This window comes from Pseudomonas sp. FA117, from assembly GCF_057370475.1.
Map to the genome: position 1 here is coordinate 2,960,224 of NZ_CM170675.1, position 11,415 is coordinate 2,971,638.

Genomic DNA, 11,415 nt, shown 5'->3' on the forward strand with positions numbered 1-11,415 from the left:
CCCAAAATTCTTGTTGTTCTGCAGAATCGAAAACGCCCCTGGAACTGCCTCCGTGCAGGCCGAACCAAGGGCGGGTATTGCTCATTGCCGCTGCCTGACCCGTGGTCGCAAGTCAGACAGTGCTGGACGCTTTGCGAACTTCCAGCGAAGAAACCGCTGTAGTCGCTAGGGAATCACTTCTCGTCGCGGATCGAGAAGTTGGCCATGTGCTCAAGGCCTTTGATCAGTGCGGAGTGGTCCCAGTTGCTGCCACCGATGGCCGCGCAGGTGCTGAACACCTGTTGCGCGTTGGCAGTGTTGGGCAGGTTGATGTTCAGTTCCTTGGCGCCTTGCAGGGCCAGGTTCAGGTCCTTCTGGTGCAGGCTGATGCGGAAGCCTGGGTCGAAGGTGCCCTTGATCATGCGCTCGCCGTGCACTTCGAGGATCTTCGAGGAGGCGAAGCCGCCCATCAGTGCTTCACGTACCTTGGCAGGATCTGCGCCGTTCTTGGCGGCGAACAGCAGCGCTTCGGCGACGGCCTGGATGTTCAGGGCGACGATGATCTGGTTGGCGACCTTGGCGGTCTGGCCGTCACCGTTACCACCGACGCGGGTGATGTTCTTGCCCATGGCCTGGAACAGCGGCAGAGCGCGTTCGAAGGCGTTCGGGCAGCCACCGACCATGATGCTCAGGGTCGCGGCTTTGGCACCGACTTCGCCGCCGGACACTGGGGCGTCGAGGTAGGCAGCGCCGGTGGCCTTGACCTTCTCGGCGAAAACCTTGGTGGCGGTTGGTGAGATCGAACTCATGTCGATCACCACCTTGCCTTCGCCCACGCCCTCGATTACACCGTTTTGACGAAACAGAACATCCTCAACGTGAGGGGTGTCGGGCACCATGACGATGATGAACTCAACTGCTTCGGCCACCGCTTTTGGGCTGGGCAGTGGTGTGGCGATGAGGTCGGCGGGCACCGGGTCATGGTGGGTAGAAACGAACAGTTCATGACCTGCTTTTTGCAGGTTTTGGGCCATGGGCTTGCCCATGATACCAGTGCCGATGAAACCGATTTTAGCCATGAGAAATTGCCTCTTTTCTATTTATTGACCCCATACAGTTACGTGTCACGGAACTGTATGGGGGCTTTGGTCTCGATCAGGCCTTGAGCCAGCCGAGCCCCGCTTTGGTTGTTGTCAGTGGCTTGTATTCCGCGCCCACCCAGCCTTGGTAGCCAATGCGGTCCAGGTGTTCGAACAGGAACGCATAATTGATCTCGCCAGTGCCGGGCTCGTTGCGCCCAGGATTGTCGGCCAACTGGATGTGGTTGATCGCAGCGAGGTTGGCTGCCATCGTGCGTGCCAGGTCCCCTTCCATGATCTGCATGTGGTAGATGTCGTACTGCAGGAACAGGTTTGGGCTGCCGACCTGTTCACGAATCTCCAGCGCTTGCTTCGTGGTGTTCAGGTAGAAACCGGGGATGTCACGGGTATTGATCATCTCCATCACCAGCTTGATGCCCACCGCTTCGAGGCGGTCGGCAGCGTACTCGAGGTTGTCGAGCAGGGTGTTTTGCACCATGAACGGGTCTACACCCTGCGGCGTGATGCCAGCCAGACAGTTAACCTGGGTGTTACCCAGCACCTTGGCGTATTCAATGGCAATGTCGACGCCGGCACGGAACTCCTCGACCCGTTCCGGCAGGCAGGCGATACCACGCTCACCCTTAGCCCAGTCGCCAGCGGGCAGATTGAAGAGCACCTGTTGCAGTTGGTTGGCATCCAGGCGGGCGCGGATCTCCTCTACGGGGTAATCGTAGGGGAACAGGTACTCGACACCACGGAATCCGGCCTGGGCGGCGGCTTTAAAACGGTCCAGGAAGTCCACCTCGGTGAACAGCATGGACAGGTTAGCGGCAAAACGAGGCATGATCGGCTCCGGGTCAGTCCAGTGGCAGGATGGAAGTAGGGGCGTCGGCTCGACTGGTAGCCAGCGCCTCAAATTCGTTAATGGCGTTGATCTCAGTACCCATGGCGATGTTCGTGACGCGCTCCAGGATTACCTCGACCACCACCGGTACGCGGAAGGTTTCCATCAGTTCGCGGGCCTGGGCGAAGGCGGCGGGCAACTGGTTCGCGTCGAATACACGGATGGCCTTGCAGCCTAAGCCCTCAACCACGGTCACGTGGTCCACGCCGTAGCTACCCAGTTCTGGCGCGTTGACGTTTTCGAACGACAGCTGCACGCAGTAGTCGATGTCAAAACCACGCTGGGCTTGGCGAATCAGACCGAGGTAGGCGTTATTCACCAGCACGTGGATGTACGGCAGGTTGAACTGTGCGCCCACCGCCAGTTCCTCGATCATGAACTGGAAGTCGTAGTCACCAGACAACGCGACGACCTGGCGCTCTGGATCGGCTTTCACCACGCCGAGAGCAGCGGGGATGGTCCAACCCAACGGCCCCGCCTGGCCGCAGTTGATCCAGTGACGCGGCTTGTACACGTGCAGGAACTGGGCGCCGGCAATCTGCGACAGACCGATGGTACTGACGTAGCAAGTATCCTTGCCGAAGAAACGATTCATTTCCTCGTATACCCGTTGCGGCTTGACCGGCACTTCGTCGAAGTGGGTCTTGCGTTGCAGGGTGCGTTTGCGTTCACGGCAGGCTTCAGCCCAGGCTTTGCGGTCCTTGAGCTTGCCAGCGGCCTGCCACTCGCGAGCTACCTCGAGGAATACATCGAGGGCGGCGCCTGCGTCGGAGACGATGCCGAGGTCCGGGGTGAACACACGACCGATCTGGGTCGGTTCGATGTCCACGTGCACAAACGTGCGGCCTTCGGTGTAGACGTCGACAGAGCCAGTATGGCGGTTGGCCCAGCGATTGCCGATGCCGAACACCAGATCCGACTCGAGCAGGGTAGCGTTGCCGTAGCGGTGCGAGGTCTGCAGGCCACACATGCCCGCCATCAACGGGTGGTCATCGGGCAGGGTTCCCCAGCCCATCAGGGTAGGGATTACCGGCACGCCGGTCAGTTCGGCGAAGGCCACCAGCTTGTCACTGGCGTCGGCGTTGATGATACCGCCACCGGCGACGATCAGCGGGCGCTCAGCGGCATTGAGCATGGCAAGAGCCTTCTCGGCCTGAACGCGACTGGCTTGGGGCTTGTGCACCGGTAGCGGCTCGTAGGCGTCGATGTCAAACTCGATCTCGGCCATCTGCACGTCAAATGGCAGGTCGATCAGTACTGGGCCGGGCCGGCCACTGCGCATTTCGTAAAAAGCTTTCTGGAAGGCATAGGGCACCTGACCCGGCTCCAGCACAGTAGTGGCCCACTTGGTCACCGGTTTGACAATGCTGGTGATGTCGACGGCCTGGAAGTCTTCCTTGTGCAGTCGAGCTCGAGGGGCTTGCCCTGTGATGCAGAGAATCGGAATGGAATCTGCCGAGGCGCTGTACAGGCCAGTGACCATGTCGGTGCCAGCCGGGCCGGATGTGCCGATGCACAGGCCGATATTACCTGCGTGGGTACGGGTGTAGCCCTCGGCCATGTGCGAGGCACCCTCGACATGGCGGGCCAATACATGGTCGATTCCACCAATTTTTTTCAAGGCAGCGTAGAACGGATTGATTGCGGCTCCGGGGATACCGAATGCGGTATCGATACCTTCACGGCGCAGCACCAGAACGGCGGCCTCGATTGCTCTCATTTTGGCCATTGTGTACTCCTTCGCACGGGTCGATAATTTTTGTAGTGGAGGTCAGTCTGTATTAGGCTTGCGTGCGTTAGAACACCTGAAAAATGTTTTCTGTCGATATGAAAGGTATCGAATGGCACGGTACACAGAGCTACATAGCTTCGTTCAGGTTGCCCAGAAGGGCAGCTTCGCTTCTGCCGCGCTGAGCGAAGGGGTGACCCCGGCAATACTCGGTAGGCGACTAGATGCATTGGAGAAACGCTTGGGCGTGAAACTGATGCACCGATCGACTCGGGGTTTGCGCCTGACCGAACTTGGGGAGCAATTGCTGGAGCGCGCTAGGTTACTGCTGCGTGATTTTGACGACATGGAGGCCGATATCAGTGGCTGCGGCTCTATGGTCAAAGGCAACCTGATGGTTTCGGCGCCCGCTTCTTTTGGCAGAGTTCACGTTGCCCCGCACGCATTGGGGTTTCACCAAGAGTTTCCCAACTTGAAGCTCTCGTTCAACCTCACCGACAGCCTCGTCGATCTGGTTAGCGAGGGCTACGACATGAGCATCCGCATTGGCGGGGTAACCGACCCGAACTATGTAGCGGTCAAGTTGTTCAGCAATCGTCGGGTAGTTTGTGGCACTCCTGAATACTTTGCCCGGAATGGCCGTCCGACCACCCTGGAGGACCTGGCCGACCACAATTGCTTGGCATTTACTTTGCAGGGCGGCCAGCAACGGGGCTGGGTATTCCAGCGGAATGGCCGACAGGTAGCGATGCGGGTCAGCGGCAGTCTCGCGTGTAACGATGGCGAACTGCTGTTCTCATGGATGCGCCAAGGCTTGGGGATCGGCTGGCGCTCGACGTGGGAGATTCAGAAGGAGTTGCTAAGCGGCGAACTGGTCACGGTTCTGGATGACTTTGCCCTCGATGACTACGATATCCAAGCGGTGTATCCACAGCAGCGCTTCTTGCCAGCCAAGGTGCGGCATTTTATTGAGTACCTGAAGCTGGTGTACCAGAGCCCCGGATATTGGGAACAGTGATGGGGGCAGCGATGCACCCTATGGATGCTATAGAGGTCGGGGTTTGGATTATTTCAGTGCTTTGAATGCCTTCGTCGAGGCGGCGCGGCAGAGCAACTTCTCACGGGCGGCAGAACGACTGGAGGTGAAGGCCTCAACTATTTCTCGGTACGTAAGAGACTTAGAGACGGACCTGGGTATTGCTTTGTTTAATCGCTCAACCCGCGCGCTGAGGCTGACAGAGGGCGGGAGAACATTCCTGGTACATGCTCAGCGCGTGCTGGATGAACTGGAAGTCGCGCGCGCCGCAGCCTCTTCGTTGAATGACGAGCCCCGTGGCGTGCTCCAACTTAACGCACCACCGGCGTTTGCCCGGCACCACATCGTGCCGGCGCTGAGCGAGTTCAGGGCGCGATTTCCACAAATCCAAGTCGATCTCACCTGTGAGGAGAGTCAGGTCAATCTCATCGACGCCGGAGCCGATTTAGCAATACGTCTCGGTTGCTTGCCGGACTCCTCGCTTAAAGCCAGGAAGATTGCTGACGAGCAGTGGGTGCTGTGCGCCGCGCCCTCATTGTGGCATGAGCCGAGCGGACCAGAGCATCCAGAGGCCCTGGCGGATCAAGGCTTCATTGCGTCCAGCCAACGTCTGGACCTGTATTGGAGCCACGCTGGCGAGACAGTCCGGCAAAGTCACACGGTTACGTTGCGAACCAACGACCTTGAGGCTCAGCTAGTCGCCGCGCAGGCGGGGCAGGGCCCCGTCCTGCTGCCGGCTTGGCTGGTCGCTACGGCGATCCGCCAAGGCACGTTGGTGCGCTGGTTATCAGCATGGCAGTGCCAGCCTGGAGAGGTAGGTACCTCGCTGTGGTTTATCTATCCGCCGAAACGGATCGTTTCCTCTAAGGTGCGCAGCTTCATCGACTTCATGGTGCAACGCATTGGCGAGGCTCCATACTGGCGTCTTTGAGTGCCGGCCACAGTACTCAACTGAAACGGATATCTAAGGCGCGCAACCAGGTCTGCAGCCCTGCGTCCTGGATCGGGATCAGCAGCGCCTCACGATCGGAAGTATTGTAGTGGGCATGCCAGTAACCGGGCGGGGTGACGAAAGCCAGGCCTGGGGTCCAGTCGACCCGAGTCGGGTTAACGATTTCACCGGCTTCGTCGAGTTGTGTACCGACCAGACTGTAGCAACCTGGCGGGCAGTCGACGATAAAGTCCAGCGCGAGGGACTGGTGTCGGTGGGGTTTCTGCACGGCACCAGCCGGGACCAGGCCATACATCGCCCAAAGCACGTGGGTGACGGTGCGAGTTTGCGGGAAGTTACGATTACCGAGCAGAATGCTGACTCGGCTGCGGTCCTTGGCCCGCGGGTCGGCGGCGGCTTGGCGCAAGTGGGCGTTGGCGACCTCGCTGGCATACAGCGTCGGTGCAAAACGGTCCTCACTGCGTGTGGCGCCCAGGTAACGAAGCAGCGGTTCGTCGTGCACATAGTAGAATCGGCTGTCGCTAGACGCCTGAAGGATGCTCGCATGCATGGCCGGCAGCGCAACGAAGCAGCCTTTATGCCACTCGAAGGTGGATTTGTCATAGGTCAACCGACCCTCACCCTCGATGACGTAGAGCACTTGCGAGGTGGCGTTAGGAGCTAGACGCAAGCTGTCGCCAGCAAGTACTCGTACGAAGTTAGCGCACAGTCCCGGCCCCGTGGCAGGTCCTTCGCAACCCAGTGCTTGGCTTAAGTCCAGTGGTATGACTCGAGACTCGCCCTCCTGACATAGGGACGCCGGAAACGTATGGTACGGCACCCGAGAGATCAGCTTCGCGCCAATGGGATTGGCGGCTTTGCTGTACTCGAAGAATTCGGCTTCGGCTAAGTAGCTCGGACGTGCTGAGATGATCTGCTCGTTCAGGGGTTTGTTCACGGTATGACCTCTTGATAAACGATGAAAGCGGTGGTGCGAGGTCACTGTACAAACGTGGGGGAGGAGGATTAAGCCCCCAAAGAGCATAGGTGTTGTGCCAGTAGGGGATGTGAACAGCCGTACCATCATTGGATAATGACACCCCCACATATTGGACGGCACCTTCGTATGCAGACGAGGCCGTGCTCTTGCTCGATGGCGAAGGATTCAAAAACAGCTATAGCGCCGTATGCCTTTGTCAGCCCCCGGAACCAGTGAGGATCAAGCCCAAGTATGTATGCGCCATCTTCGAAGGTTGTACCTTCAACCTATTGCACTGAGCTTTGGGCTGTGAGGACCTGCAAAAACGAATACCAGTTCCGGTGTTACCAATCCGGATTTTTTTTGCTGTAAAAGCGCGGATATCACTCGTTTCCGTAGCGACGTCGCCGTTACCCTTCTTCATTAGTGGATTTGTCTATGCAGGGCTTTCCTGGCCAGGAGATCGATGCAATGGCGCCAGAGCGTGGCGCGTTCAACGATCTGCTTTTGCGCTTCATCTGCCTCATCACCCTGGCGATCTTCATTGTCGACACTCTGACTTCGTTCGAGATCGCCGTTGCCGTCCTCTACGTACTGGTCATCATGATCGCCACGACCCGTCTTTCGGTGAGGGGCATACGTCTGCTAGCAGCGATTTGTAGTTGCCTGACGTTGGCGGCTTTCCTGCTTTCGCACCACAACCAGTTCTTCAGTGAGGCTTTGGCCCGCTGCCTAGTCAGCCTTGTTGCCATTGCAGTCGCTGGCTGGCTTGCCGTGAAAAGTCGGAAGGTCACCGACCGTTTACGAGAGCAGTTTGCACTGCTGTCGCAGACCCATGATGCGATTATCGTCTGTACGTTTGACAGCCGTATTCGCAGTTGGAATTCCGGTGCCGAGGCGCTCTACGGCTGGACCGCCGATGAAGTAATCGGACGAGACTGCTGGGATTTGCTCTGCAGTCGTTCATCACAGGCACCGCAGGCAATCAAGGCCGAGCTGTTGGAAAAAGGTGTTTGGGAAGGCGAACTGATCGAGACAACACGCGCCGGCAAAGAGGTCACAATCCTCAGCCGATGGTCGCTACACCGAGACCAACTTGGCAATCCCAGGGCGATTCTGGCCAGTAACAACGATGTGACCGACCGGCGCCTAGCCGAGGTCGCACTACATCGCTCCCAGGCTGAACTGGCCCACGTAAGCCGAGTCAGCATGTTGGGCGAGTTGGGCACCTCAATAGCTCATGAAGTTAACCAGTCACTGGCTGCCATCGTAACCAATGCCGAAGCGGCCCAACGTTGGCTGGACCGTGCCGACGCACATGAAGCGCGCGTGGCAATTGGCAGGGTGGCCAGCAATGCCCGACGGGCGAGCGATGTGATACAGCGGATTCGCGAACATACCCGCAAGGCCGAGCCACGGCATGAATGCCTGGATATAGAGAGTGTTGTGAGCGAATCCCTGACCCTCCTTGAGCGGGATATCCAGCATCGCCGGATACAACTCTTTCGAAGCCCGGTCCGTCGTCTGACGGTACGCGGTGACCGGATTCAGCTGCAACAGGTCATGATCAACCTGTTGATTAACGGCATCGACGCTATCGACGAGCGTGAAGGCTCAGCTCGCCATTTGTACATCGAGGTTTGTGAGCAGGATCAGCAGGTGCAGGTCACGGTCAGAGACAGTGGTACAGGTATAGAGGAAGAGCACCTCGACATGTTGTTCAGCGCATTCTTCACCACCAAGGATGAGGGGATCGGTATTGGCCTGCCCATCTGCCGCTCAATCATCGAGGTGCATGGCGGTCGCATCTGGGCCGACAGCCGAGCGGGAGAAGGCGCGACATTGTCGTTTGTACTGCCTAGAGTCTGCGAGGAGGTAATAGCATGAAAAACACCTGCATCTACATGGTGGACGATGATCACGACCTGTGCGAGGCCGTAGTTGGGCTTCTGCGTTCGGTTGATCTGGCCGTGAAAACCTTCGCTTCGCCGAATGAGTTCCTCCAGTTTCCGCGTCCGGAGGTTCCTAGTTGTTTGATTCTCGATGTGCGCCTCAAAGGCGCTAGCGGCCTGGACTTCCAAGCTCGTATGGACGATTTGCGGGTGAACATTCCAGTAATCATGATGACTGCCTACGGGGATATCCCAATGAGCGTCAGGGCCATGAAGGCCGGCGCCTTGGGCTTTCTCACCAAACCATTTCGCGATCAGGATCTACTCGATGCTGTAGTAGAGGCTCTTGAGCATGATCGTCAACGCCGAGTGAGCGAGGAAGGCATCATCGAGTTGCGTGAGCGCCACAACCGCCTAAGCACACGTGAGCAGGAGGTGATGGCCATGGCCACGACTGGCCTGTTGAACAAGCAAATTGCAGCCGAGCTAGGGATTAGCGAGGTCACGGTGAAGATTCATCGAGGCAGTGCGATGCGCAAGATGAACGCCGGCTCGTTCGCCGAATTAGTGCGCATGGCTCAAGCGTTATCAGTGCAATGGCAAGCACAAGGTCAAGCCTAGGGGCATACCAGAGCATGATTTGCAGCAGGCCAAGTGCAGCATAGTCTAAAGCTCGGTCTTTGGCTTTTCAGGTAGTACGTCTTGTCTCCCTACCATATTTGTATCGTCGATGACGATGAAAGCGTCAGGATGGCGCTCGATGGGCTGGTCCGTTCGATGGGCCATTGCGCTGACACCTTTGGGTCGGCAACTGAATTCCTGGCGTCGCAAGCATTGCACACCTGCGATTGCCTAATCCTTGATGTGCAGATGCCCGGGCTGTCCGGGCTCGAGCTGCAACAGCAGCTACTGACCTTGGGCGTATGCCTGCCGCTAATTTTCATTACCGCGTTTCCTGAGGCTCGCTGGCGTGAGCAGGCTCTGGCCGCCGGGGCTCTGGAGTTCCTTGGCAAACCCTTTGATGGTCGCACGTTGGTAAGCCTGATCGAGCGGGCGGGCCGACTTGGACGCGGGCGTTAATACCAAGGTATGAGTCGTTAGCACCATGATATGACGCCGGCTCGTCCAAGGTGTGGCAGGCGTGATCGTGACGTTGCTCCATCATTGAGACTCATCCGGAGATGGCATCTGGCTATCTCACGGCAGAAGAGTAGGAGAGGTATCTCCTGGGTTTATCTGGATGGGGGTCGCAGTGCTTTTGAGCAATCTTACGATAGGCAAGCGTGCGGCCTTGGGCTTCGCGGTGGTCACACTAATCTTCCTGCTCACTGGAATCTTCAGCTTGTCGCGCATGGCCGAGCTAAATCGAGTAGCACGACATGTGAATGATACTTGGATGTCGGGAATGAGCATCCTGCAAACCTTCAGTGCTCAGGTTGCCGTTATGCGAATTGAGAGCGTGCGCATTCGGTCGACATCTGATCCACAGGCCTTGGTTCGCAGTGAAGACTTGATCATCTCTGCCCGGCAGCGGCTGACCGAAGAGCTAGCGCGATACAAGAACCGCGGGATTTCGGCGCTAGAGAAACAAATGGTCGAGATGCTAGAGGTAGAGCTAGCAAATTACGTGGGCAATCTGGACCGGTTGCTTCGGCTCTTGCAGGTTGGCACCCCAGATGCTTCGCAACAGGCGGAAATCAATGCGGCCCTGGCACAAAGTGGGAGCCTGATCGGCGAACAGATCGACGCACTTGTTTCGCAGAACCAAGCAGGGGGGGCGAAGGCCATCACTCAGGCCCAAGCGCTGTACGAACGAGTGGTCGTGGTCGTCGCCTCTGCCTTGTGTGCCTCGATTGCGGCCACCGTACTGCTTGCGTTGCTACTCACCCGCAGCATCGTCAGGCCGTTGCATACCGCGCTGCAGGCGGCACGTGCCATCGCTGACGGTCACCTAGACAGGCCGATCGTACCCTCCGGCAAGGATGAGCCCGCGCAGTTGCTGCATGCGATGGCGGAAATGCAACATAGCCTGCGCACAACTATCGGCCTGATCAGTGACTCTGCCGGTCAATTGGCCACCGCCTCGGAGCAGATGAGCACGGCGATGGACGAGAGTACTCGAGGCCTTCAACAGCAAAGCGAGGAAATCGAACAGGCCGCGACCGCGATCACCCAGATGAGCAGCGCCGTGGATGAGGTGGCGGGCAATGCTGTTTCCACCTCCGAGTTGTCCCGCGAGTCGGACGAGGAGATGCGCAATGGTCACAGCCAGGTCGCCAACATCGTTGACCAGATTCAGGTTCTAGCCGAGGGCATCACGCGTTCCTCGGGGCAGGCAAGTGGACTGTCGGATCAGGTACTAGACATCAGCATGGTTATGGAGGTCATCCGTGGCATTGCCGAGCAGACTAATCTACTGGCCTTGAACGCCGCGATCGAGGCAGCCCGCGCCGGAGAGGCGGGGAGAGGCTTCGCGGTAGTAGCCGACGAGGTTCGCTCACTGGCTCAGCGTACGCAGAGTTCAACTCTGGAGATTGAGAGCATCATCACTGCGATCCAGCAGGGCACAGTCGTCACAGTTGAGGCCTTGCAGATGAGTGTTGGTCAAGTGGCTCAGACCCTTGAGAGGGCCCAGGCTGTGAGCGGTTCGTTACAGCGAACTACGGAGGCCGTTTCAATGATCAACGAACGCAATTTGGTCATTGCCAGCGCCTCCGAACAACAGGCCCTCGTGGCCCGTGAGCTCGACCGCAACCTGGTCAGCATCCGCACCTTGTCCAACCATTGCGCCACGAGTGCGACCCAGACGTCTGTGGCAAGCCTGCAGTTGTCACAACTGGCGGTCCAGCTCAAGGGTATGATTTCGCGTTTTTCGGTGTAACC

At 58.2% G+C, this 11,415-nt stretch carries 9 protein-coding genes and 2 pseudogenes; 7 read left to right on the forward strand and 4 right to left on the reverse strand.

What is annotated here, in order from left to right:
• Positions 1 to 173 precede the first annotated feature (173 nt).
• From AC1TXO_RS13535 to gcl, 3 genes are all read right to left on the reverse strand, one after another.
• Entirely contained in the window at positions 174 to 1,058 is an 885-nt protein-coding gene (locus AC1TXO_RS13535; RefSeq protein ID WP_004577338.1) for a 2-hydroxy-3-oxopropionate reductase, read from the reverse strand.
• 76 nt (positions 1,059 to 1,134) lie between these two features.
• Positions 1,135 to 1,905, reverse strand: a complete 771-nt coding sequence (hyi, locus tag AC1TXO_RS13540) for a hydroxypyruvate isomerase (protein WP_004577339.1) — start codon at positions 1,903 to 1,905, stop codon at positions 1,135 to 1,137.
• A gap of 13 nt (positions 1,906 to 1,918) precedes the next feature.
• Positions 1,919 to 3,694 (reverse strand): glyoxylate carboligase, encoded by a 1,776-nt coding sequence (gene gcl, locus AC1TXO_RS13545; RefSeq protein ID WP_004577340.1) that lies wholly within the window; start codon positions 3,692 to 3,694, stop codon positions 1,919 to 1,921.
• A 112-nt stretch (positions 3,695 to 3,806) separates the two neighbouring features.
• Between gcl and AC1TXO_RS13550 the strand changes: the two genes are divergently transcribed.
• Together AC1TXO_RS13550 and AC1TXO_RS13555 are read left to right on the forward strand one after the other, a co-directional pair.
• Positions 3,807 to 4,712, forward strand: a complete 906-nt coding sequence (locus AC1TXO_RS13550) for a LysR family transcriptional regulator (protein WP_004577341.1) — start codon at positions 3,807 to 3,809, stop codon at positions 4,710 to 4,712.
• A 43-nt stretch (positions 4,713 to 4,755) separates the two neighbouring features.
• Positions 4,756 to 5,661: a LysR family transcriptional regulator gene (locus AC1TXO_RS13555; RefSeq protein WP_004577342.1), complete on the forward strand. Its 906-nt coding sequence runs from the start codon at positions 4,756 to 4,758 to the stop codon at positions 5,659 to 5,661.
• A 16-nt stretch (positions 5,662 to 5,677) separates the two neighbouring features.
• On the opposite strand, the gene AC1TXO_RS13560 is transcribed toward AC1TXO_RS13555, so the two are convergent.
• A complete protein-coding gene (locus AC1TXO_RS13560) occupies positions 5,678 to 6,748 on the reverse strand; it encodes a cupin domain-containing protein (RefSeq protein ID WP_012314194.1) in 1,071 nt (356 codons plus the stop codon).
• A 330-nt stretch (positions 6,749 to 7,078) separates the two neighbouring features.
• Between AC1TXO_RS13560 and AC1TXO_RS13565 the strand changes: the two genes are divergently transcribed.
• From AC1TXO_RS13565 to AC1TXO_RS13585, 5 genes and pseudogenes are all read left to right on the forward strand, one after another.
• On the forward strand, positions 7,079 to 8,527 hold the full coding sequence (locus AC1TXO_RS13565) for a sensor histidine kinase (protein ID WP_042948793.1): 1,449 nt from the start codon (positions 7,079 to 7,081) through the stop codon (positions 8,525 to 8,527).
• Positions 8,524 to 9,153 (forward strand): response regulator transcription factor, encoded by a 630-nt coding sequence (locus tag AC1TXO_RS13570; protein ID WP_004577345.1) that lies wholly within the window; start codon positions 8,524 to 8,526, stop codon positions 9,151 to 9,153. Before AC1TXO_RS13565 ends, AC1TXO_RS13570 begins: the two co-directional genes overlap by 4 nt.
• A gap of 81 nt (positions 9,154 to 9,234) precedes the next feature.
• Positions 9,235 to 9,612 (forward strand): response regulator transcription factor, encoded by a 378-nt coding sequence (locus tag AC1TXO_RS13575; RefSeq protein WP_004577346.1) that lies wholly within the window; start codon positions 9,235 to 9,237, stop codon positions 9,610 to 9,612.
• A 160-nt stretch (positions 9,613 to 9,772) separates the two neighbouring features.
• A pseudogene (locus AC1TXO_RS13580) lies at positions 9,773 to 10,507 on the forward strand (MCP four helix bundle domain-containing protein); the annotation flags it as partial.
• 306 nt (positions 10,508 to 10,813) lie between these two features.
• Positions 10,814 to 11,413: pseudogene (locus tag AC1TXO_RS13585) on the forward strand (methyl-accepting chemotaxis protein); the annotation flags it as partial.
• Positions 11,414 to 11,415: the final 2 nt, after the last annotated feature.